Genomic DNA, 21,826 nt, shown 5'->3' with positions numbered 1-21,826 from the left:
GATCGGTTTCGGGTTATTGGCACAGTTCCCGGGTCACACGTTCAAGCATCATCCGGTTGGATTCATCCGGCCGGTCTTCCCAGGCAAACACCGACACGGTGGCAATCCCGTCGAACTGGATCTCGCGCAAGGTGCCGAAGAATGCATCCCAGTTAACCTCGCCCTGGCCAATGTCCAAGTGCTGATGCACGGTGGCAACCACGCCCGGCGGGTTGACGATGTAGCGCAACCCCGAAGAGGCCTTGTGGTTGTAGGTGTCCGCGATGATCAAGTGGCTCAGCTTGGAGCCGGCGTACTTGAGCATTGAGGCGATATCACCGACCCCGTCGTCATAGAAAAACGTGTGCGGCGCGGCGTAGAGGTAGTTGATCCAGTCGCGATCCAGACCGCGAATGATGTCCACCGACTCGTTGTTACGCTCGCAGAAGTCGTACGGGTGGGCCTGGATATCAAGCTTGATGCCTTCGCGCTCGAACTCTGGAATCAACTCGTCCATGGAGCGCATGAACTGGTTCTCGCAGACCAGCGGGTTGTCGGACTGGCCGGTGAATTCGGTGTTGACCAGTTCACAGTCCATTTCCACGGCAATCTGGATCGCGCGCTTCCAGTTGCGCACGGCGGCGACCCGCAGGCCTTCGTCGGCGGCGGCCCAGTGGTACATCGGTAATAAGGAAGAGAGCTTGACCCCGGTGTCGCTCAGGGCTTTGCGAAACTCCTTGATTCGCGCCTTGTCGACGCGTGGAGCCTTGTAGAACGGCAGGAAGTCTTCCCGGGGTGACAGCTCGATATGTTCGTATCCGAGCTCGGCGACCTTATCGACCATCTTGCCCAGGGACAGGGTGCGGTACATGTAGGGGTCTAGTGCGATGCGCATTTTTATTCTCCTTCACCTGACGCTGATCGTTCCCACGCTCTGCGTGGGAATGCCGCCATGGACGCTCTGCGTCCGCTCTTGGGACGCAGAGCGTCCCGGGATGCATTCCCACGCGGAGCGTGGGAACGATCGGCGGTTAGCCGTAGAAGTGTGGGCGGTCTGGCAGGCCAACTTTTACGATCTGGCCGCTGTTTTGTGCTTCGATGCACGCGTCTGCTGCGACGGCGGCGGCGAAGCCGTCCCATGCGGATGGGCCGCCGACCTGACCTGCACGAACGCCATCAATGAACGCCTGCAACTCAACGTCATACGCGGCGATAAACCGATCCTTCCAGTCCATCAGAATCGCATTCGACAGTTTCGCACCGCTGCGCAATTGCACCTGTTGCGGCTCCGGCAGTTTGGCGATGCCGGTCTCCCCCACCACTTCGCACTGGATGTCGTAGCCATACTGGCAGTTGACGAACACTTCCACGTCGATGCGCGTGCCCTTGGCGGTTTCCAGCAGGACGATTTGCGGGTCTTTCAAATGTGCGAGGGCTTTGCTGGATTTGCGCGGGAACACCACTTGCACCGAGACGTAATCGTCGTCGAGCAACCAGCGCAGCACATCCAGTTCATGGATCAGCGTGTCGGTAATCGCCATGTCGGTCTTGTAGTTCTCACCCACGGTCGGGTTGCGATGCGCGCAGTGCAGCATCAGCGGTTCACCGATCTGGCCGCTGTCGATCACCGCTTTCAGTGCGCGATAACCTTCATCGTAAGGGCGCATGAAACCGACCTGCACCAGGCGCTTGCCGTGGGCCACTTCGGCCTCGACGATCTTGCGGCAGCCTTCGGCGGTGACGGCCAGGGGCTTCTCGCAGAACACCGGTTTGCCGGCGGCAATCGCCGCCAGCACGAACTCTTCGTGGCTCGGGCCCCAGGAGGTGACGAGGATTGCCTCGACCTCTGGCGCCTTGATCAGCGCGTGGCCGTCGGGATAAACCTCGGCGGTCAGCTTCAGGTCGGACACGACCTTGGCCGCTTGCTGCAAATTGATGTCGGTGACGGCGACGACCTGGCTATTGAGCAAGGTCTGGCTGCAACGACGGATATGGTCCTGGCCGATGGCCCCGGTGCCGATGACGCCAACCCGCAGTGAATTAGAGAGCAAAGACATGAAGATTCTCCTGTGAAAAATTGTTGTCGGTTTCAGGGGCAATCAGTACTGACGGGCCTTGGCCAGTCGTTCGTTCAGGGTCTTGGCCACCGCGTCGGTGCGCGCGCTGGTGGAGACTTGCGCCACGCCGACCCGCCACCAGGACAGGTATTTGTGAATCATGGTTTTGGGCAGAACCTTGATATCGATCAGGGTCGACACCGTTTGCAAGCGCGCATCGGCTAACGCCGCTTGCAGCTCTTCAACGGTGTTCACTTTATAAGTCTTGCAACCGTAGGCGGCCGCGCTCATGGCGAAATCCACCGGCACGAAACCGCCATCGAGCTTGCCGGTTTCCGGGTTGCGGAAGCGGAACTCGGTGCCGAAGCTGTCCATGCCGTGCTCCATCTGCAGGTTGTTGATGCAGCCAAACGTCATGTTATCCAGCAGCACCACGTTGATCTTGCGCCGCTCTTGAATCGAGGTCGCCAGCTCCGAGTGCAACATCATGTAGGAGCCATCGCCGACCAGCGCGTAGACCTCGCGATCCGGTTCAGCGAGTTTCACGCCCAGCGCAGCGTTGACCTCGTACCCCATGCAGGAATAGCCGTATTCGACGTGGTAAGTGTTCACGCCCTTGCTGCGCCAGCTGCGCTGCAAGTCGCCGGGCAGGCTGCCAGCGGCGGCGACGATCACAGCGTCGTCGGCCAGGGTTTCGTTGAGCACGCCGAGCACGCGGCTCTGGGTCAGGCAGGAACCGGTCAGCTCAATGAATTCGCGCAGCACGGCCGGGTCCAGGTGGTCGTTTATTTCCGGGACGAAATCCTTGGCCTGGTATTCGACCTGATAGATGCGGTCGACTTCCTCATCCAGGTGCGCCTTGGCCTGGCGCGGTTGATCGCCCCAGCTCGAACGGTAATCGCCCAGTGCGTCGGCCAATGCCAGCAAACCGGTTTTTGCGTCGGCCAGCAGCTGCACGCCGTCGAGTTTCAGCGCATCGCAGGGGCTGATATTGAGGTTGAGAAACTGCACCTCAGGATGTTGGAACAGGGATTTCGACGCCGTGGTGAAGTCGCTGTATCGGGTGCCGATGCCGATGATCAAGTCAGCGTCCTTGGCCAACAGATTCGCCGCCAGGCAACCGGTTTCACCGATACCACCGACGTTCAGCGAATGGCTCGACACCACCGCACTCTTGCCAGCCTGGGTTTCGGCGAAAGGAATGTCGAAGCGCTCGGCAAACGCCTGCAACGCCGCATTCGCCCCGGAATAACGCACGCCGCCACCACAAATGATCAGCGGTTTGCGCTTACCTTTGAACAGCGCCAGCGCATCACCGAGCATCGCTTCGGTGGCCGGACGCCGCTCGATGCGGTGCACGCGTTTTTGCAGGAAGTAATCCGGGTAATCGTAGGCCTCGGCTTGCACGTCTTGCGGCAAGGCCAGGGTCACGGCGCCGGTTTCCGCAGGGTCGGTGAGCACGCGCATAGCGTGGATCGCCGCGGTCATCAGTTGCTCGGGACGGTTGATGCGGTCCCAGTATTTGCTCACGGCCTTGAAGGCATCGTTGGTGCTGATGCTCAGGTCGTGGAATTGCTCGATCTGTTGCAGCACCGGGTCCGGTTGACGGCAGGCATAGACGTCGCCGGGCAGCAGCAATAAAGGAATGCGGTTGGCCGTGGCGGTGGCAGCAGCGGTGATCATGTTCGCTGCGCCGGGGCCGACCGAGGAGGAACAAGCGTAAATCTTGCGCCGCAGGTGTTGCTTGGCGAAACCGATGGCGGCGTGGGCCATGCCTTGTTCGTTGCGGCCCTGGTGAACGATCAGGTCGCCGCTGTCCTGCTCCAAAGCCTGGCCCAGACCGAGCACGTTGCCATGGCCGAAAATGGTGAAGATCCCGGCGACGAATTTGCTCTGGACCCCATCGACCTCGATGTACTGGTTATCGAGGAATTTCACCAGGGCCTGGGCCATGGTCAGTCTTGTAGTGGTCATGTGCGCCCCTTTCAGGCCAAAGATTTTTGCAGGTGGTCCATGCTCGCGCCGATCGCCTGTTCTATATCTGCCAGGCCGTGGACGCTGTCGGCAAACGGTTCGAACGACAGGTAGCCGCTGTAACCGCTGCCCAGCAACGTCTCGATCTGCGCCGCGTTGCCGAGGATGTCGCCCTCGCCCACCAGCACCCGATGGCCGTCGCGGATGCTGTTGAGCGGCGCTTCGGCATCCTCGACCCCGGAGATGTGCACCAACCCGGTCAGTTCAGGGAAGAACTCCTGCTCACTGGCGAGGTGATGGTGGAAGGTGTCGTGCACCAGCCGGAACACATCCAGTCCGCCAATCGCCTTGATCGCATCCACCGCCGTGCGTTTACGCCGCAACGAACACTCTTCAAAACCCAGCGGCTCAATGAAACCAAGAATGCCGTGATCGCGCAGAATCGGCGCCAGCTCAGTCAACGCCGTGCGCAGCCCCGAAGCGCGTTCGGCTTCGTTGCGCTTGTCGGCGCGATCATTCAACGGGCACATGACCAGCCCCTGCGCGCCGCAATCCCGGGCGTAGGCAGCCAGTTTCAAGGCCTGGACCCGGCGCTCGTCATTCCAAACATCAAACGGATACAGCGCGTTGATCGACAGCACGGTGATGCCTTTGGCCGCACACAATTCGCGTACGCGCTCTGGTGCAGTGCCGTCTTCGATTTCGACGCCTTTGAGGTCGTTGCGGATCTCGATGGCGTCGGCCTTGAGGGTCACCGCCAGCTCGATGAACGCCGGCAGTGACAAACGTGGGGCGACCATACGGTTCAGGGCGAAACGCAGGGGCTTGCTCATTATTGTTGTTCTCCGCAGGGTGAGTTATTTGGCGGTTGGCATGCTGAATTCAGGGCCTTTGGCGATACTGTCCGGCCAGCGTTGCATCACGCTTTTGTAGCGGCTGTAGAAACGGATGCCTTCTTCGCCATAAGCGTGGTGGTCGCCGAACAACGAGCGTTTCCAGCCGCCGAACGAATGCCAGGCCATCGGCACCGGAATCGGCACATTGATGCCGACCATGCCGACCTTGATGGTGCGGGCAAACGCCCGGGCAATGCCGCCGTCGCTGGTGAAGCAGGACACGCCGTTGCCGAATTCATGGGCGTTGATCAACGCAACGGCGCTGGCGAAGTCCGGCACGCGGACGATGCCCAGCACCGGGCCGAAGATTTCTTGCTGGTAGATGCTCATTTCGGTCGTGACGTTATCGAACAGCGTCGCGCCAACGAAGAAGCCGTTCTCGGCGCCGGGCACCTTGAAGTTGCGGCCATCGACGATCAACTGCGCACCCTGGGCCACGCCTTCGCCGATAAAGCCTTCGACCTTGGCCTTGTGCTCGGCGGTCACCAGCGGCCCCATGTCGCTGTCGCCCTGCATGCCGTTGCCAACCTTCAGATGGTCGATGCGCGGCAGCAATTTGGCGATCAACTGGTCGCCAACATCACCGACCGCCACGGCAATCGAAATCGCCATGCAGCGTTCACCCGCCGAGCCGTAAGCCGCGCCAATCAACGCGTCGGCGGCTTGGTCGAGATCGGCATCGGGCATAACGATCATGTGATTCTTCGCCCCGCCCAGCGCCTGCACACGCTTGCCGCGAGCGGTGCCTTGTTGGTGGATGTATTCGGCAATCGGCGTCGAACCGACAAAGGAAATCGCCTCAATGTCCGGGTGTTGCAGCAAGGCATCCACCGCCACTTTGTCGCCCTGGACCACGTTGAACACACCGTCCGGCAACCCGGCTTCGGTGAGCAAACGGGCCATGAGCAAACTGGCGGACGGATCGCGTTCGGAGGGCTTGAGGATAAAGCAGTTACCGGTGACCAGCGCCAGCGGGATCATCCACAGCGGCACCATGACCGGGAAGTTGAAGGGTGTGACTCCGGCGCATACACCCAGGGGCTGGCGCAGATTCCAGTTGTCGATGCCGCCGCCGATGTTGTCGCTGAAATCGGTTTTCAGCAGGTTCGGTGCGCCACAGGCGTATTCGACGATTTCGATGCCACGAGTGACTTCACCCTTGGCGTCCGAGAACACTTTGCCGTGTTCGCGGCTGATGATTTCTGCCAATTCGTCGTGGTGACGGTCGAGCAGTTCCTTGAACTTGAACATCACCCGGGAGCGACGCAGAGACGATTGCTCAGACCACGCCGGGAAGGCTTTTAATGCCGAGGCAACGGCTTCGTCGACGGTCTTCTGGTTGGCCAGACCGACTTGTGCCTGCACCGCGCCGGTAGCCGGGTTGAACACATTGCTGAAGCGCTCGCTGCCGCTGTCTTGCACCTGGCCGTTGATGTAATGGCCTAAAACCGGGGCGTTGCTCATTGTTCTTGTTCTCCGTGCAGAGGTTGGAATTCAGAGATCCAGAAGCCAGCTGTGCTTTGGATCGTTATGGAACTGCCAGACGCGTTTCGGGCCGGCCATCACGTTCAGGTAATACGACTCGTAGCCGTACGGCACGCTGACCGGGTGGTAACCCTTGGGCACCACGACCAGATCACTGTTTTCCACGGCCATGGCCTGATCGATGCTGCGGTCGTCGGTGTAGACCCGCTGGAACACAAAGCCCTGGGGCGGGTTGATCTGGTGGTAATAGGTTTCTTCGAGAAAGCTCTGGTGCGGCAGATCGTCGGTGTCGTGCTTGTGCGGCGGGTAGCTCGACGAATGCCCGGACGGCGTGCGCACTTCCACCACCAACAGCGAATGGGCCGGCTCGATGTCCGGCAGGATGTCGCAGACGTAGCGGGTGTTCGCGCCCTTGCCGCGCACGCTGCGCTTCATGGTGTCGGGTTTGATCAAGCGTGGGCCGAGGTTGTCGGCGGTTGAACCGGGCGCGGCGCACACGGCGATTTGCACGTCGCTGAGGGCGACCACTTGCGCCTGACTGCCGGGCGGCAGGTAGGCAGCGAACGGCGATTTATCTTCGAACACCGATTGGCGATCACCGATATTGTCCCAGTCGAATGCGCCCTGCCCTGGTGCTTCGCCCTTGATGCTGACGCGTCCGCTGAGCAGCACCAGGCACAGTTCTTTATCGCCCGCAGACACCGGCAATGTTTCGCCGAGACTTAAGCGGTAAGCAGCGAAACCGACATATTCCAATTCACCCTTGCCCAACTCGACCATGGTCCGGCCACGGGCATTGCTTTTGACCAGCAGGCTCATAGCGCAATCCTCTCGTCGAGCAACGTCCGCAAGGTGTCGAAGCCTTTCTTGGCATAGATGTAGCTCGGCGCCACCGCCGGGTCCTGTTCGGCCTCGACCACCAGCCAGCCGTGGTAATTGGCGGCCAGCAACACGTCGAGCAGTGCTCCGAAGTCGATATCGCCATCCCCCGGCACGGTGAACGTGCCGTTGATGATGCAATCCGGGAAGCTCCACAGATTATTGCGCGCCAGTTGCACCACCGGTTTGCGCACGTCCTTGAAATGCACATGGCAGATGCGTTCGATGTGTTTGCGCAGCACTTGCAGCGGTTCGCCGCCGCCCATGTAGCAGTGGCCCGAATCAAACAGCAGGCCGACTTCGCTGCCGGTCAGGGCCATCAGCTTGTCGATGTCCGCCGGGGATTCGACGTAAGCGCCCATGTGATGGTGATACGCCAGCCGCACGCCCTGGGACAGGGTGAAGCGCGCCAGTTCGGTGAGTTTGTCGGCGTATTCCTGCCAAGCCTGTTCGGTGTGGAAACGCGGGCGTTCGACCAGTGGAATGCGCTGGCCTTGAATCGAATCAGCGACTTCGCCATAGACCAGCACCTTGGCGCCGTTCTTCGCCAGCAGCTCGACGTGGCTGCCGATGGCGTCGATTTCCTCGGCCACGGAACGGCGGGCCAGACGGCTGGAGTACCAGCCGGAGACCAGCGCCAGATCGTAAGGCCGCAGTACGTCACCGACGCCTTTGGCATCCTTGGGAAATTTACCGTTGAGTTCGAAACCTTCGTAGCCGATCTCCTTGCCTTCGCTCAGGGCGGTGCTCAGCGGCGTCTCGCCACCGAGGGACGGCAGGTCGTCGTTGCTCCAGGAGATCGGGTTGATGCCAATTCGAATAGCGGGCATGGCTGCACCTTTTATTGTTTTCTAAATAAATTCGCTAAAAACCGCCCCTGTAGGAGCAGAGCTTGCTCCTACAGGTCTTCGGCGCTTCAGGCGCGGGCGGTGCGCCAGGCATCAATCAGTTCGACAAACGTGCCCTGCACCTGGCGGATCAGCGTTTCATCGTCGATTTCCCCGGCCATCCACGCCCGGCTCGGTTCCTGAAAAATCGTCCGGCCCACTGCAAACCCGCGACAGGTCTGGCTCTGGCGGGCCTGTTGAAAGCCTTCGGCTAACGCCGCCGCTGGTGCATTCAGGCCCAACAGCACCACCCCACGGCAGTACGGATCACGTTCCTGAATCAACTCATCAAGCTGTTTCCATTCCTCGGCACTTTGCGCTTCGATCTTCCACCACGCCGGGTAAATGCCCAGGTTGTAGAGGCGTTTCAGCGCGCGATAGAGCACGTCCGGGTGAGTCGAGGGGTGATCCTTCGGCGGGATGATTTCCAGCAGCAGTTCATGACCGCTGACCTGGGATGCCTGATACAAACCCTTGATTTGCGCTTCCTGTTCCAGGCGCAGCAGTGGCTCGTCATCGGGGTGAAATTGCACCAGGCACTTGATGATTTGTTCTTGCGGCCAGGCAATCAGATTGCTGCCGATAGAACGCCCGTGCTCGAAGGCCAATGGCCGCGAACCCTGGACTTCCACCGGCCGCGCCACCCACCAGCCACGACCAGTGGCAGCGTTCAGCGAGTCCTGGCCGAAGCGTTGATCTGCCAGCAACCCGACATCAGCTTCGATGCCTTGGGTGCGCAAATCGGCTTCGACCCGTTCCACAGCTTTAATGAAGAGCTGTTTCAGTTCGCCGATGGCGTTGAGGTCGCGCCCACCCTTGTGCGCCAGTTCCACCAGTTGCCCGCGGTGGTCGAAGGCAAAGATAAACAGTTGCTTCCACTGTTTGCGCGGCACGCTGACCTGATGCAAACGTTGCAGCGTGACGTCCTGATCCGGCCGGGTGATTGGCACCGGGCTGTTGAATAGATAGTCGAGTTCGGCGCGGGTCGGCATGGCCGGGGCGCAGGCGTGACGCGACACCACCAGCCCACCGCAGGCATTGGCCAACTGGCAGCAACGCTCGTCGCTGGCGTCTTCCAGCCAACCGGCGAGGAAGCCCGACATAAAGGCATCGCCAGCGCCCAACACGTTGAGCACTTCCACGCGCACGCCGGGGTAGATCGCGCCGTCTTCAAGGCGCACCGGAATCACCCCGTGAATCACCGTGCAACCTTGTGGGCCGAGCTTGACCACCAACGTCGCGGTGCTCAAACGCCGCACGTTACGCAGCGCGGTGAGCAAATCCTCGGAACCGCCAGCAATCAAAAACTCCTCTTCGGTGCCGACGATCAAGTCGAAACGCGGGAGGATTTTCTGCACATGCTGGCTGACGTTCTGGTCGGCAACGAAACGGGTTTCACCATCGGCCTTACCCGCCAGGCCCCAGAGCACCGGACGATAGTCGATATCCAGAATGCGTTTGACGTTGTGCTTCTCGGCGTAGTCCAGCGCCTGGATACTCGCCTTGTAGACGCCGTCGGTGGAGAAATGGGTGCCGGTGATCAGCAAGGCTTTGCTGGAGGCAATAAAGGCTTCGTTGACGTCTTCGGCTCGCAACGCCATGTCGGCGCAGTTTTCGCGGTAGAAGACCAAAGGAAAGGTTTCGCGGTCCTTAAGGCCCAGCAGGACCATGGCCGTCAGGCGCTCCGGATCGACCTTGATGCCGCTGACGTCACACCCTTCGCGGGCCAAGGATTCCACCAGGAAGCGCCCCATGTGGTCGTCCCCTACCCGGCTCAACATCGCCGACTTGAGGCCCAGGCGTGCGGTGCCGAACGCGATATTGGCGGAGGAACCGCCCAGGTACTTGGCGAAGCTTGAAACATCTTCCAACCGTGCGCCGACTTGCTGCGCATAGAGGTCGACGCCAAGGCGCCCCAGGCAAATCAGATCCAATTGACGCCCACTGGCAAAACGAGTCTGGCCCATGTTGGCTCCTGTTATTTTTATCAGCCTGCGCTCGGGACGATGGACGTGCCGAACACTCTTGGTGGATGCAGACTAAAACGACCGGGACCGAACAATCAATATTTATTCTATATATTTTTTACGTGGAATATTTTTTCCAATAAACTCCTGTACGAGCGTTCCAGACGTGGTTCATCGTTTCAGCAGGCCGCTTGCCGTCGGCAAGCTCAAGATTTTATTCCGGCCTACCCTGTAGACTGCGCACAGCCAACCTATTGTCAGGGGATGACCAATTCGTCATTCCTATAAGAACAAGCCAGAAGGATTTCTTATGTCCCGCACCGATCAGCCGGCTCCGACTGAGAGCACGCCCGAGAGCGACCTCGCCGGCCCACCGATCAACGCCGAGCGTTTGCTGCAGCTGATCACCAACGAATACGAAAGCCTGCCGCGCCAGCTCAAACGCATCGCCAGCTACATGAGCCAGCAGAGCGACCGGATCATGGTCGACCGCATCAGCGACATCGCCCGTGAGTGCGAAGTGCATCCGTCGGCCATCGTCCGGTTTTCCCAGCGCTTTGGTTTCAGCGGTTTCAGCGAAATGCAGGCGTTGTTCCGCGAGGCCTACACGCACAAGACCACGCCGGTGCAGAACTACCAGCAGCGCATCCGCAGCATGATCGCCAACAAGTCGCAGAAGGCCAGCGGCGGCGACCTGGCGCGCGAGTGCGTCAATGCCACGCTGTCGGGCATCGAACGGCTGGGGATGGAACTCGACGATGTGGCCTTCGACAAGGCTGTGGATCTGGTGGTGAATGCCGACAACATCTACGTGGTCGGCGTGCGCCGTTCGTTCGCGGTGGCCGATTACCTCGTCTACAACCTGCAACACACCAACAAGCGCATTCACCTGGTGTCCGGGCTCGGCGGCAGCTACCGCGAGCAGATGCGTAGCGTGCGCGCCAATGATTTGGTGATCGCCATCAGCTTCACGCCCTACGGCAAGGAAACCCAACACTGCCTGCGCATCGCCCAGCACCATCAGGCGAAAACGTTAATCATCACCGACAGCAACCTCTCGCCGCTGGCCAAGCGGGCGAGCACGGTGTTGTTGGTGAATGAAGGGAGTTCGTTTGCGTTCAGGTCGTTGAGTGCGACGCTGTGTTTGTGTCAGGCGTTGTTTATTGCCGTGGCGTATCGGCTGGAATTGAAGGTGGATGAGATTCATGAGCAGGTGGGGTTTGAGGATTAGCGCGAGAGCGTTTGCAGGTCGCAGCACCTCTGACTAAGGTTGTCCGCATCGCGAGCAAGCTTTGCTCCTACAGGGGAACGTTGATGAAATTGATTGGCATGCTGGATTCGCCCTATGTGCGGCGCGTGGCCATTTCTGCCAGACACTTGGGCATCGCCCTGGAGCACGAATCCGTTTCTGTGTTCCGCCACTTCGAGCAATTCCAGCAGATCAACCCGGTGGTCAAGGCTCCGACGCTGGTGCTGGATGATGGTGAAGTGTTGGTGGATTCGACGCTGATCATCGACTACCTCGAAGCGCTTGCCGGCCCCGGTAAAAGCTTGATGCCAAGCGATCTGAAGCAGCGTCTGCGTTCGTTGCGGGTCATCGGGTTGGCCTTGGCGGCGTGTGAGAAGTCGGTGCAGCTTTACTACGAACGTAATCTACGGCCGGCGGACATTCAGTATCAGCCGTGGGTTGAGCGGGTTGAAGGGCAACTCGCTGCGGCCTATTCAGCGTTGGAACGTGAACTGGAAAAGCAGCCACTGTTGGGCGGTACTTCGATTGCGCAGGACGGGATCACCGTTGCAGTCGCCTGGAGTTTCACCAACCTCGTGGTGCCGGATCAGGTCGATGCCACGCGCTTCCCGCACATCGCTGAATTCACCGCGCAGGCAGAAAAGCTTGAGGCGTTCATCGCTACCCCGATAACCTGAGCCGCCCTCTTCACGGACTCGCCCATGACCGCCGCTGAAACCTCCGCCCCGGCGCTGAAGGAAATCTTCAACGCCGAGCGCCTCAAGCACATCGCGACCGAAATGACGGCGGTTTATCCGGCGTTCAATGCCAAGGCCTTCCTGAAGATGGCCAATGAAGGGCTCGCGGAATTGTCGATCATGCAGCGCATGGCGCGGGTCAGTGAGTGCCTGCATGCGGTGTTGCCGCTGGGGTATGAAGAATCCCTCGACGTATTGCGCGCCCTCGCCCCTCGACTGAATAGCGGGTTTGTCAGCATCTCGTTGCCGAATTACGTCGCTATGTATGGCGCGCATGACTTTGAGCAATCGATGGAAGCGCTCAAGTTTTTCACCTCATTCGGTTCTTCCGAATTCGCGATCCGGCATTTTCTGCGCGGCGATCTTGAGCGGTCGTTGGCATTGATGCAGGTGTGGTCGCTGGATGAAAACGAACACGTTCGGCGTCTTGCCAGTGAAGGCAGTCGGCCGCGTTTGCCGTGGTCGTTTCGGCTGGAACCGATTCAGGCTGATCCGACGTTGGCGGCGGCGATTCTCGATAACCTCAAGGCTGATGAAAGCCTTTACGTGCGCAAGTCCGTGGCCAACCACCTCAATGACATCACCAAGGATCATCCGGAGTGGGTGCTGGATTTGATCGAGGGCTGGTCGCTGGAGAACAAGCACACGGCGTGGATTGCCAAGCATGCGTTGCGTAGTTTGATCAAACAGGGGAATCAGCGGGCGTTGGCGGTTATCGGTGCGGGCGGTAAACCCGAGGTCGAGATCATCGATGTGAAAGTGGAACCGAAGGTTATTCGGCTTGGGGAGAAAATCAGCCTGTCGTTCACCGTGAAATCCACGGTGGCGGAGAGTCAGCGGTTGGTGATTGATTATGCGATTGATTACGTGAAGGCCAATGGCAGCACATCGGCGAAGGTGTTCAAGCTCAAGGCCCTCACCCTGCCCGGCCACACCAGCGAATGTGTCAGCCGTGGCCAGCAGATCAAGGAACTGACCACGCGCCGCCACTACGCTGGCGAGCACGCCGTACACATCATGGTGAATGGCGAACGCTTAGCCAGTACCTCGTTCGAAATCCTTCCCTGAAGCACATATCCCCCGTAGGAGCTGACGAAGGCTGCCATCTTTTGATCTTGTTTTTGAGAAGCAAAGTCAAAAGATCGCAGCCTTCGGCAGCGCCTACATTGGCAGCGTAAGTCGCAAAAGTAGGAGCAAGGCTTGCCCGCGAAGAACGATGACGCGGTGTATCAGGTCTGACGCCTTCGCGAGCAAGCTTTGCTCCTACAGGGCCGGGTGATTAGCCGGGCTTGTGGTTATCCAGTATCCGATTGACCGCTAACTCTCCCATCACGAGCGACCGATGCAACACCAGCATCGTATGGCGTCGCGGGCCGTCCGTGAGCTCTACGAGATCGTTGACCATCTTGCGGGCCGTTGATAACGATTCGTAGACCTCGACCAGCAACGTTTCGTCATCCACCGCTGCGTCGATGGTGAAGAAGGTGCCGCAGCTGCGGGGCGGTATCTGCGTTTTCGTCGCCCCGGGGTTGAGGTAGAAGTTGAGTGCGCGGTCTGCCGCCGCTTTCATTTTCTTGGGATCAAGATCAAAAGAGGCGTCGTAGAGTACTGGATCAGTATTCGGGGGGTTGGGTGTCACTTTGAACATAGATGGAACCTCACTTAGAGTATTAAGAGCCATCACCCTTGCTACCAAACGAGGGTGGCGGCCATACGTGGGTTGGTAGACCGGTCTAAGTGAGAAACCCGGCGCTCACAAAGGAGCCCCACGCATGACCACCATAAAAGGTAACACCATGCGGTTCACTTAGAGGCGGGCTACCAACCCGATCACTGTTTTGCAGTGACCCGGAAACGATATAGCCCACCCCACAGCCGCACAAGCCGGCGGATTCTGGCGTACGCGTAGGTAACGGCGCAAGGCGTTGTAGCCTCTTATGACGTAACACCGAGTGTCATTAAACAAGCCATTAAACGCCCGCCTTTGTAGGAGCGAGCGGTGCGGCGATCCGACTTGCCCGCGAACAAGGATGACGCGGTGAGCCAGACCTGACGCCTTCGCGAGCAAGCTTCGCTCCTATAAAAGATCGAGGTCTGCCAGGTGAAATCCACGGAGCCGGACGATCAGCGCTGACGCTCTGTGCCACGCCCCGGCAACATGCGCACCAAGGTGTTGTCCCGCACCCAATAGTGATGAAACAACCCCGCCGCCGCGTGCAAGCCGATCAACCAGTAACCGGTGCTGCCCAGCAGTTCATGCCAATACTTGATCTGCTTGGCCAGGTCCGGGTCAATCGCCACCGGCGACAGCAGCGGCCAACCGAAATACGGCAAGGGTTTACCGGCGACGGCCAAGGTCAACCAGCCCAACACCGGCGTAGCGATCATCAAGACATAGAGCGCCAGGTGCATCAGGTGCGAAACGCCGGTCTGCCAGGTTGGCGGGGCCGGGGTGATGGGCGGACGCGGTGTCAGGCGCCCGATCAATCGAACCCAGACCAACACGAAGATGCTGACGCCGAACACCCCGTGCAGCCCCAGAAACAGGCTCTTCAAGTCATGCCCGCGAGGCAGCAGACCTTTGATTTCGATGCAGGCGTAAACGCCGACAAACAGCGCCAGCATCAGCCAGTGCAGGGTGATCGACAGTTTTCCATAGCGATGAGCGATTGAATCGCGGGTCATAACGGGCCTCATGAATTCAGAATGGCTGGCGATTCATTCGCGCAGCCTTGATCGACCGCCGCCACCCTGCCCGCCCAGCCTTAAGGCAATCTGAAGGTGCCTGGGCGACCTCCTTTCGCCACCTTCAGACTCCGTTAAGAAATGCCTTTGATACTCCTCCCACACTGACCCGGGAGGCGCCTTTCAATGCCTGACTTCGACTGGAACATCCCCCTGCCGCTGCACTTCGGCCAAGCCGAAACCCCGCCGATGAGTCTCGCCAGAGCCTTGCCGGATGAGCCCCAGCGAGCTGTCTTCGAAGCCTATATCCAGCGACGTTTTCGCAAGGCCCACGGCGCCGATATCCGCCATTTCATGCCGGAGCTGTTCGGCATGAGCAATGCGGTCGGCGAACTCTGTGCCGTAGCCGGCGTGCGGCGGGCGGATGCCGAGCCGCTGTTTCTGGAGCGCTACCTGGACGAATCCATCGATCCGCTGATCAGTGCCGCCGCCGACCGTCCCGTGGACCGCGCCGGTATTGTCGAGGTGGGCAACCTGGCCGCCAGCGACACCGGCAGTGCGCGCCTGAGCATTATCGCCATCACCTACCTGCTGGCCATGGGCGGCCTGGAATGGGTGGCGTTCACCGGCAATATCGGCCTGGTGAACAGCTTTCATCGCCTCGGTTTGAAACCGGTCACCCTCTGCGCTGCCGATCCGGCGCGGCTGGGTGACGACAACAATAACTGGGGCAGTTACTACGAAAGCAAGCCTTGGGTCCACGTCGGCAACATCCGCGCCGGGTTCATTCATTTGCGCAACATCGGGATGTTCAATCGCCTGGGTTTGCCGCCGTCCATTGAGGATTCCAGCCATGTCGCCTGAAGTCGAGCGCTTCAAACAGACCTTGCGCAGCCATGCCGAACGCAAGGGACACGCCATCGCCTTGTGGGGCGATCAACTGAAAGTGGACTACGCCACGCTCTACGCTGAAGTGATCTATCGCCAGCAGCGCCTGCGTGATCAACACGTCAAGGTCGTCGCACTGGCGTTGGACAATGGCACCGAAGCGATGCTCTGGGACCTGGCCGCGCTGTTTGAGGGCTTGACCTGCCTGACGCTGCCGCCGTTTTTCAGCCCCGCGCAACGCAAACACTGCCTGGAACAAAGCCAGGCCGAACGGGTGATTGCCGAACCGGAACTGGAAGCCGAACTGCAAGCCGCCGGGTATGAAAAAAACGGCGAGTTCTGGCGTCGCACCTTCAGCAACCCAAACCCGATGCACGAAGGCACCGCCAAGCTGACCTTCACTTCAGGCACCACCGGCACGCCCAAGGGCGTTTGCTTGAGCGCCGAAAGCGTATTGCGGGTTGCCCGCGAGCTGGATCAGGCCAGTAAACCGACCGATCCGCAGCACCATCTGGCGCTGCTGCCCCTGGCGATCCTGCTGGAAAATATCGGCTGCTATGCCGCGCTGTATGCCGGGGCAACGTTGAGCGTGCCAAGTCAAAAAACCCTCGGCATCCAGGGCGCCAGCGGCGTCGACCTGCCGAAGCTGCTCAGTTGCCTGGCCAGCCGTGCGCCCGAGAGCCTGATCCTGGTGCCGCAATTGCTGTTGCTACTGGTCAGCGCTGCCGAGCAAAAAGCCTTCAACCCACATTCGCTGCGCTTCGCGGCGGTCGGCGGCGCGCGGGTTTCCGAGGAATTGTTGCACCGCGCGCAGCGCATCGGGGTGCCTGTCTTCGAAGGCTATGGACTGTCGGAATGCGCCTCGGTGGTGTGCCTCAACCGACCTGGCGCACGCCGCCCCGGCAGTGTCGGCCGGCCCCTGCCCCACGTCGAGATTCGCCTGGCGGAGGACGGCGAAGTCCTGATCAAGGGCTGGACCCTGCTTGGCTATTTAGGGAATGCGCCACACGTTGACGAATGGTGGCCCAGCGGTGATCTCGGCGAGTTCGACCCCGAGGGTTTCCTCTACCTCAACGGGCGCAAGAAACATCAATTCGTCACCAGTTTCGGGCGCAACGTGAACCCCGAGTGGGTCGAGGCCGAACTGACCCAGCGCAGGCATATCGCCCAGGCCTTCGTCTACGGCGAAGCGATGCCAACCAATCACGCCCTGCTCTGGCCCCATCGCCCGGACGCTACCGACGCCGAGCTGGCCGCCGCCGTGGCCGAAGCCAACGATGCCCTGCCTGATTACGCCCAGGTCCATCACTGGACTCGCCTGGATCAACCCTTCACACCCGCCAACGGTTTGCTCACCGCCAATGGCCGACCGCGCCGGGACGCCATTGTCGAGCGCTACCGCACGCAACTCACTGAATCTGTTTTCCAGCAGGAATCCGCATCATGACCTTTTTCGACACGCTGCAAGAAGCCACTCACCAGGAACGCCATGAGCTGTTCAACCTGCCGATCATTCGCGATGCCCTCGAAGGCAAGGTCAGTCTGGAAAGCTACCGCGCCTTCCTGGCCCAGGCCTATTACCACGTGCGCCATACCGTGCCGTTGATGATGGCGTGTGGCGCCCGTCTGCCGTCACGTCTGGAATGGCTGCGCAAAGCGGTTTGCGAATACATCGAAGACGAATACGGCCACGAACAATGGGTGCTCGACGACATCGAGGCCTGCGGCGGTGACAAGGAGGCGGTGCGCAATGGGCGTCCGTCGTTACCGATTGAACTGATGGTGAGCTTCCTCTACGACCTCATCGCCCGGGACAATCCCGTGGGTCTGTTCGGCATGGTCAACGTGCTGGAAGGTACCAGCATTGCCCTGGCTACCCACGCGGCGGGCAGCATTCGTGAACGTCTGGAGTTGCCGGAAAGCGCCTTCAGCTACCTCAGCTCCCACGGCTCTCTGGATGTGGAGCACATGCAAACCTATCGCCGACTGATGAACACCCTCGATGACCCGGCCGACCAGGCTGCCGTCATCCACGCCTCGAAAGTGGTCTACAGGCTTTACGCCGACATGTTCCGCGGTTTGCCGCGCGACGGGGAGAACCTGCATGCGCCTGTCTGAGGCTCGCGTGGTATTGACCGGCGCCAGTGGCGGCATCGGCCTGGCCATCGCCAGCGCCCTGTGCGCCAGCGGTGCGCGAGTATTGGCCGTGGCCCGCCATAGTGAGGTGCTGGAGCCGTTACTTGCGCGCTATCCGCAGCAGTTGGGCTGGGTCGCTGCCGACCTGACTTTTCTCGCCGACCGCCGCAAGGTCTTGGCCGCCGCCGAGGCCATCGGTGGCATCAACCTGTTGATCAACGCGGCCGGGGTCAATCACTTCGCCATGCTTGAACAGCTCGACGACAGTGAGATCAACGCCATGCTGGCGGTGAACATCAGCGCACCGATCTGCCTGACCAAGCTGTTACTGCCGCTGCTCAAACAGGCCGACAGCGCGATGGTGGTGAATGTCGGTTCGACCTATGGCTCCATCGGCTATGCCGGATACGCCAGTTATTGCGCGACCAAGTTTGCCCTGCGTGGCTTTTCCGAAGCGCTGCGCCGGGAACTCGCGGACACCCGGGTCGGCGTGCTCTATGTCGCGCCCCGCGCCACCCGCACGACGATGAACAGCGCGGCGGCCCAGGCCTTGAACGATGCGCTGAAAGCCAACGTCGATGATCCACAAACCGTCGCTTCGGCGGTGATCCATGCAATTGCCGGCGACCGTCGCGACCTGTACCTGGGCTGGCCGGAGCGTTTTTTCGTGCGCCTCAACAGCCTGCTGCCGCATCTGGTGGACAAGGGGCTGCGCAAGCAATTGCCGCTGATCCGCCGCCTGAGCCACAAACCTGATAACGAGAACCTCAAGCCATGAAAAAGACGATTGCTTGCCTACTGCTGGGTGCCTTGAGCCAGAGCGTCTGGGCCCTGGACGCCGCCGATCAGCAACGCTTGACCGGCATCCAGCAAAACTGGGGGCACATCCAGTACGAAGTGCCGGCCGAACAACGCACCACGGCTTTCGAGAAACTCGCGGCCCAGACTTCGGCATTCACCCAGGAGCGCCCATCAGTGGCCGAAGCCTGGATCTGGTCCGGAATCGTCACCAGCAGTTGGGCCGGCGCCCAGGGTGGTCTCGGCGCCTTGAGCAAGGCAAAAGCCGCGAAGGCCGACCTGGAAAAAGCCCTGACCCTGGACCCCAAGGCCTTGCAAGGCTCGGCTTACACCAGCCTCGCGGCCCTGTATGACCGGGTGCCGGGCTGGCCGATCGGCTTCGGCGACTCGGACAAGGCTGATCAGTTGCTCAAGCAAGCCTTGCAACTGAACCCAAACGGCATCGATAGTCTGTACTTCTGGGGCGATCACCTCTACCGTCAAAAACGTTACGGCGAAGCCAAAGACGCCCTGCAAAAAGCCCTGCAAGCGGCCCCGCGCCCTGGCCGGGAAACCGCCGATGCAGGCCGACGCAAAGAGATCGAAGCCTTGTTGGTGGACGTCAACAAAAAACTCAACTGACAGGAGTCCGTGTGCGCTTATTACTGATCGAGGATGACGTGGCCCTCGGCGAGGGGATCCATCAGGCCCTGGGCCGCGAGGGTTACACCGTCGACTGGTTGCAGGACGGCGGCAGCGCCTTGCATGCGTTGCTCAGTGAAACCTTTGATCTGGCGGTGCTCGACCTCGGCCTGCCACGCATGGACGGTCTCGAAGTGCTGCGCCGCCTGCGCGATAGCGGTTCCAACCTGCCGGTGCTGATCCTCACCGCCCGGGATGCCACCGAAGACCGCATCGCCGGCCTGGACGCCGGGGCCGATGATTATCTGGTCAAGCCTTTCGACCTGGCAGAGTTGAAAGCCCGGTTGCGCGCCTTGTTGCGGCGCAGTGCCGGGCGCGCGCAAATGCTGATCGAACATGCTGGCATCAGCCTGAACCCCGGCACCCAGCAAGTCAGCTATCGGGGCGAACCGGTGGCCCTGACACCCAAGGAATATCAGTTGCTCCACGAATTGCTCTCGCCGCCGGGCCGGGTCATGACCCGCGATCACCTGATGCAATTGCTCTACGGCTGGAGCGAAGAGGCGGAAAGCAACACCCTGGAAGTGCATATCCATCACCTGCGCAAAAAATTCTCCAGTGACCTGATCCGCACCATTCGTGGTGTCGGTTATCTGGTCGAGGAGCGTCGATGACCTCGATCCGGCGCCGCACCCTGACGCTGATCATTGGCCTGCTGCTGGCCGGTTTGGCGATCATCAGTGTGTTCAACCTGCATGACAGCAACCACGAAATCGCCGAAGTCTACGACGCCCAACTGGCGCAGAACGCCCGCCTGCTGCAGGGTGTGATGCGCATGCCGCTGGCCAGCAAGGAGCACGCCGAGCTGTACCAGGCGTTCAATCAGGCCCTGAGCGAAGCGGTGCCATGGGTGGATGGCCATCCCTATGAGAGCAAGATTGCCTTTCAGGTGTGGAATCCCAAGGACGAAGTATTGGTGCATACCGCAAGCGCGCCTACCTTCAGCACACCACCGGGCAAACCTGGGTTCAGCGACGTGGTGGATCTGAACAACCGCCATTGGCGCGCGTTCATGCTCGAAGACAAACAGAACAACCTGCGCATCTGGGTGGGCGAACGCGACGACGTGCGCTCGGACCTGGTGGACCGGATCGTGCGCCATACCTTATGGCCCAATATTCTGGGCAGTCTGATTCTGGCGGCCATGGTCTGGCTGGCGATTGGCTGGGGGCTCAAGCCGCTGGCGAATATGGCGGCGACCTTGCGGGCGCGGCACAGTGGCTCGCTGGAGCCCTTACAACTGGCGCCCTTGCCCAGCGAACTGGAACCGATGCAAGCGGCGCTCAACCGCATGCTTGCGCAGATTCAGGAAGTGCTGGGGCGCGAACGGCGCTTTATCGCCGACGCCGCCCACGAAATGCGCACGCCCCTGGCGGTGCTGCGGGTGCATGCGCAAAACCTGCTGGAGGCCGGCACCGAACAGGAGCGCCGCGAGTCCCTGGAGTTCCTGATTTCAGGCGTCGACCGCACCACTCGCCTGGTCAATCAACTGCTGACCATGGCCCGCCTCGAACCTAAAGCCGTGGCGCCGGTGCTGCACAGCATCGACCTGGCCGAAACCGTGCGCGACAGCCTGGTTGAATTGACGCCTTGGCTGCTGAGCAAGAAGCTTGAACTGGCGTTCGACGTCAATGACCGGCCCTTCAACATCGTCGCTGACGCCGCCGCGATCGACATTGCCCTGAACAACCTGATCAGCAACGCGGCAAACTTTTCCCCCGAACACGGCGTGATCACTGTGCAGCTCAGTCAGTCGGACGGGTTCTATTCACTGAGCGTCGAGGATCAGGGGCCGGGCATCGACGAAGCGGATCGCGGGCGATTGTTCGAACGTTTTTACAGTCGCGGAAATGCCAAGGGGGCTGGACTGGGGTTGACGATCGTCAACACCATTGCGACGCGGCTGGGTGGGCGGATTACGCTGGTGAACCGGCCGGAAGGCGGATTGCGCGCGACACTGTCGATTCCCGACGGCCAGCCGCACGACCCGTTGCAACGGACCATCCGAGACCTTCCGCCCGAGACCTGAAGAGTTGATGTGAGGGATGCAGACTTTATTTCCGTAGGAGCAGAGCTTGCTCGATATGAACGATAACGCGGTGTGCCAGGCCTGACGCCATCGCGAGCAAGCTTTGCTCCTACACGGGAATTGACTGCGCCTGATCACTCACTTTTTAGCGCCCGCCAAATAATGCGCCACCAATGCATTCGCATGGCCATGCCCCATGCCATGCTCGGTTTTCAACCACGCCACCATTTCCATATGCTTCTTGTCACCCAGTGTGCCCAGCAGCCCCAGCCAGTGGTCGATCGGCTGGTCGTACTTTTTTTCTATTGAGGGGAAATACGACGCCGGGCCTTTTGTTTTTGTATCGTCGGTCATGGTGCAAACTCCCTTTATCGCGACGGAGTGTTGGATAACGCTCCTTGTCGTCATGAAATAGAGTGGACGCCAAGTGTTGTTCCGGCAACTCCCCCTGCGATGCCCTCACGCTCTCGGATTGAAACACGATCCCCTGTAGGAGCTG

General features: G+C 60.3%; 21 protein-coding genes. 10 read left to right on the top strand and 11 right to left on the bottom strand.

The window, feature by feature from the left end; translation table 11 throughout:
• Window positions 1-13 precede the first annotated feature (13 nt).
• From ACA071_RS13665 to ACA071_RS13630, 8 genes are all read right to left on the bottom strand, one after another.
• Complete coding sequence (locus ACA071_RS13665) at window positions 14-874, bottom strand: sugar phosphate isomerase/epimerase family protein (protein ID WP_497644834.1); 861 nt, start codon at window positions 872-874, stop codon at window positions 14-16.
• 136 nt (window positions 875-1,010) lie between these two features.
• Window positions 1,011-2,036 (bottom strand): bifunctional inositol 2-dehydrogenase/D-chiro-inositol 1-dehydrogenase, encoded by a 1,026-nt coding sequence (gene iolG / locus ACA071_RS13660; RefSeq protein WP_497644833.1) that lies wholly within the window; start codon window positions 2,034-2,036, stop codon window positions 1,011-1,013.
• A gap of 42 nt (window positions 2,037-2,078) precedes the next feature.
• Complete coding sequence (gene iolD / locus ACA071_RS13655) at window positions 2,079-4,010, bottom strand: 3D-(3,5/4)-trihydroxycyclohexane-1,2-dione acylhydrolase (decyclizing) (RefSeq protein WP_497644832.1); 1,932 nt, start codon at window positions 4,008-4,010, stop codon at window positions 2,079-2,081.
• A gap of 11 nt (window positions 4,011-4,021) precedes the next feature.
• Window positions 4,022-4,843 (bottom strand): TIM barrel protein, encoded by an 822-nt coding sequence (locus tag ACA071_RS13650; protein ID WP_497644831.1) that lies wholly within the window; start codon window positions 4,841-4,843, stop codon window positions 4,022-4,024.
• A gap of 24 nt (window positions 4,844-4,867) precedes the next feature.
• Window positions 4,868-6,370: a CoA-acylating methylmalonate-semialdehyde dehydrogenase gene (locus ACA071_RS13645; RefSeq protein ID WP_497644830.1), complete on the bottom strand. Its 1,503-nt coding sequence runs from the start codon at window positions 6,368-6,370 to the stop codon at window positions 4,868-4,870.
• Between the two features lie 30 nt (window positions 6,371-6,400).
• Window positions 6,401-7,210, bottom strand: coding sequence for a 5-deoxy-glucuronate isomerase (gene iolB / locus ACA071_RS13640; protein WP_497644829.1), 810 nt, complete (start codon window positions 7,208-7,210; stop codon window positions 6,401-6,403).
• Window positions 7,207-8,100, bottom strand: coding sequence for a myo-inosose-2 dehydratase (iolE, locus tag ACA071_RS13635; RefSeq protein ID WP_497644828.1), 894 nt, complete (start codon window positions 8,098-8,100; stop codon window positions 7,207-7,209). Before iolE ends, iolB begins: the two co-directional genes overlap by 4 nt.
• An 86-nt stretch (window positions 8,101-8,186) precedes the next feature.
• Entirely contained in the window at window positions 8,187-10,124 is a 1,938-nt protein-coding gene (locus tag ACA071_RS13630) for a bifunctional 5-dehydro-2-deoxygluconokinase/5-dehydro-2-deoxyphosphogluconate aldolase (protein ID WP_497644827.1), read from the bottom strand.
• 310 nt (window positions 10,125-10,434) lie between these two features.
• On the opposite strand from ACA071_RS13630, the gene ACA071_RS13625 reads away from it, so the two are divergent.
• From ACA071_RS13625 to ACA071_RS13615, 3 genes are all read left to right on the top strand, one after another.
• Window positions 10,435-11,355, top strand: coding sequence for a MurR/RpiR family transcriptional regulator (locus ACA071_RS13625; RefSeq protein WP_497644826.1), 921 nt, complete (start codon window positions 10,435-10,437; stop codon window positions 11,353-11,355).
• An 83-nt stretch (window positions 11,356-11,438) separates the two neighbouring features.
• On the top strand, window positions 11,439-12,050 hold the full coding sequence (locus tag ACA071_RS13620; protein WP_497644825.1) for a glutathione S-transferase: 612 nt from the start codon (window positions 11,439-11,441) through the stop codon (window positions 12,048-12,050).
• A gap of 24 nt (window positions 12,051-12,074) precedes the next feature.
• Window positions 12,075-13,178: a DNA alkylation repair protein gene (locus tag ACA071_RS13615; RefSeq protein WP_497644824.1), complete on the top strand. Its 1,104-nt coding sequence runs from the start codon at window positions 12,075-12,077 to the stop codon at window positions 13,176-13,178.
• Window positions 13,179-13,389: 211 nt separating this feature from the next.
• Here ACA071_RS13615 and ACA071_RS13610 read toward each other — a convergent pair whose 3' ends face one another.
• Window positions 13,390-13,758 carry a DUF6124 family protein gene (locus ACA071_RS13610; protein WP_497644823.1) on the bottom strand — a complete coding sequence of 123 codons (369 nt, stop codon included), beginning with the start codon at window positions 13,756-13,758 and terminating at the stop codon, window positions 13,390-13,392.
• Window positions 13,759-14,234: 476 nt separating this feature from the next.
• Entirely contained in the window at window positions 14,235-14,795 is a 561-nt protein-coding gene (locus ACA071_RS13605; RefSeq protein WP_497644822.1) for a cytochrome b, read from the bottom strand.
• A gap of 186 nt (window positions 14,796-14,981) precedes the next feature.
• On the opposite strand from ACA071_RS13605, the gene ACA071_RS13600 reads away from it, so the two are divergent.
• Genes ACA071_RS13600 through ACA071_RS13570 form a run of 7 tightly spaced genes read left to right on the top strand, consistent with a single transcriptional unit; the run spans window position 14,982 to window position 21,327 of the window.
• Window positions 14,982-15,659, top strand: a complete 678-nt coding sequence (locus ACA071_RS13600) for a thermostable hemolysin (RefSeq protein WP_497644821.1) — start codon at window positions 14,982-14,984, stop codon at window positions 15,657-15,659.
• Window positions 15,649-17,130, top strand: coding sequence for an AMP-binding protein (locus tag ACA071_RS13595; protein WP_497644820.1), 1,482 nt, complete (start codon window positions 15,649-15,651; stop codon window positions 17,128-17,130). The genes ACA071_RS13600 and ACA071_RS13595 overlap by 11 nt, the downstream gene beginning before the upstream one ends.
• Complete coding sequence (locus ACA071_RS13590) at window positions 17,127-17,801, top strand: iron-containing redox enzyme family protein (RefSeq protein WP_497644819.1); 675 nt, start codon at window positions 17,127-17,129, stop codon at window positions 17,799-17,801. The genes ACA071_RS13595 and ACA071_RS13590 overlap by 4 nt, the downstream gene beginning before the upstream one ends.
• On the top strand, window positions 17,788-18,597 hold the full coding sequence (locus ACA071_RS13585; protein ID WP_497644818.1) for an SDR family oxidoreductase: 810 nt from the start codon (window positions 17,788-17,790) through the stop codon (window positions 18,595-18,597). Before ACA071_RS13590 ends, ACA071_RS13585 begins: the two co-directional genes overlap by 14 nt.
• Window positions 18,594-19,238: a tetratricopeptide repeat protein gene (locus ACA071_RS13580; RefSeq protein ID WP_497644817.1), complete on the top strand. Its 645-nt coding sequence runs from the start codon at window positions 18,594-18,596 to the stop codon at window positions 19,236-19,238. The genes ACA071_RS13585 and ACA071_RS13580 overlap by 4 nt, the downstream gene beginning before the upstream one ends.
• 11 nt (window positions 19,239-19,249) lie before the next feature.
• Window positions 19,250-19,912, top strand: coding sequence for a response regulator (locus ACA071_RS13575; protein WP_497644816.1), 663 nt, complete (start codon window positions 19,250-19,252; stop codon window positions 19,910-19,912).
• Complete coding sequence (locus tag ACA071_RS13570; RefSeq protein WP_497644815.1) at window positions 19,909-21,327, top strand: ATP-binding protein; 1,419 nt, start codon at window positions 19,909-19,911, stop codon at window positions 21,325-21,327. Before ACA071_RS13575 ends, ACA071_RS13570 begins: the two co-directional genes overlap by 4 nt.
• 138 nt (window positions 21,328-21,465) lie before the next feature.
• Here ACA071_RS13570 and ACA071_RS13565 read toward each other — a convergent pair whose 3' ends face one another.
• Window positions 21,466-21,681 (bottom strand): DUF4287 domain-containing protein, encoded by a 216-nt coding sequence (locus ACA071_RS13565; RefSeq protein ID WP_497644814.1) that lies wholly within the window; start codon window positions 21,679-21,681, stop codon window positions 21,466-21,468.
• Window positions 21,682-21,826 lie beyond the last annotated feature (145 nt).

Source organism: Pseudomonas sp. LBUM1646, assembly GCF_059716165.1.
The sequence above is the reverse complement of the archived record's forward strand: the minus strand, read 5'-3'. Positions and strand labels throughout refer to the sequence as shown.

Coding starts and splice junctions, on each gene's coding strand:
- iolG (WP_497644833.1), bottom strand. CDS start 2,036: ATGTCTTTGCTCTCTAATTCACTGCGGGTTGGCGTCATCGGCACCGGG.
- ACA071_RS13665 (WP_497644834.1), bottom strand. CDS start 874: ATGCGCATCGCACTAGACCCCTACATGTACCGCACCCTGTCCCTGGGC.
- ACA071_RS13595 (WP_497644820.1), top strand. CDS start 15,649: ATGTCGCCTGAAGTCGAGCGCTTCAAACAGACCTTGCGCAGCCATGCC.
- ACA071_RS13650 (WP_497644831.1), bottom strand. CDS start 4,843: ATGAGCAAGCCCCTGCGTTTCGCCCTGAACCGTATGGTCGCCCCACGT.
- iolB (WP_497644829.1), bottom strand. CDS start 7,210: ATGAGCCTGCTGGTCAAAAGCAATGCCCGTGGCCGGACCATGGTCGAG.
- ACA071_RS13570 (WP_497644815.1), top strand. CDS start 19,909: ATGACCTCGATCCGGCGCCGCACCCTGACGCTGATCATTGGCCTGCTG.
- ACA071_RS13580 (WP_497644817.1), top strand. CDS start 18,594: ATGAAAAAGACGATTGCTTGCCTACTGCTGGGTGCCTTGAGCCAGAGC.
- ACA071_RS13590 (WP_497644819.1), top strand. CDS start 17,127: ATGACCTTTTTCGACACGCTGCAAGAAGCCACTCACCAGGAACGCCAT.
- ACA071_RS13610 (WP_497644823.1), bottom strand. CDS start 13,758: ATGTTCAAAGTGACACCCAACCCCCCGAATACTGATCCAGTACTCTAC.
- ACA071_RS13565 (WP_497644814.1), bottom strand. CDS start 21,681: ATGACCGACGATACAAAAACAAAAGGCCCGGCGTCGTATTTCCCCTCA.
- ACA071_RS13645 (WP_497644830.1), bottom strand. CDS start 6,370: ATGAGCAACGCCCCGGTTTTAGGCCATTACATCAACGGCCAGGTGCAA.
- ACA071_RS13620 (WP_497644825.1), top strand. CDS start 11,439: ATGAAATTGATTGGCATGCTGGATTCGCCCTATGTGCGGCGCGTGGCC.
- ACA071_RS13615 (WP_497644824.1), top strand. CDS start 12,075: ATGACCGCCGCTGAAACCTCCGCCCCGGCGCTGAAGGAAATCTTCAAC.
- iolD (WP_497644832.1), bottom strand. CDS start 4,010: ATGACCACTACAAGACTGACCATGGCCCAGGCCCTGGTGAAATTCCTC.
- ACA071_RS13630 (WP_497644827.1), bottom strand. CDS start 10,124: ATGGGCCAGACTCGTTTTGCCAGTGGGCGTCAATTGGATCTGATTTGC.
- ACA071_RS13605 (WP_497644822.1), bottom strand. CDS start 14,795: ATGACCCGCGATTCAATCGCTCATCGCTATGGAAAACTGTCGATCACC.
- iolE (WP_497644828.1), bottom strand. CDS start 8,100: ATGCCCGCTATTCGAATTGGCATCAACCCGATCTCCTGGAGCAACGAC.
- ACA071_RS13625 (WP_497644826.1), top strand. CDS start 10,435: ATGTCCCGCACCGATCAGCCGGCTCCGACTGAGAGCACGCCCGAGAGC.
- ACA071_RS13600 (WP_497644821.1), top strand. CDS start 14,982: ATGCCTGACTTCGACTGGAACATCCCCCTGCCGCTGCACTTCGGCCAA.
- ACA071_RS13585 (WP_497644818.1), top strand. CDS start 17,788: ATGCGCCTGTCTGAGGCTCGCGTGGTATTGACCGGCGCCAGTGGCGGC.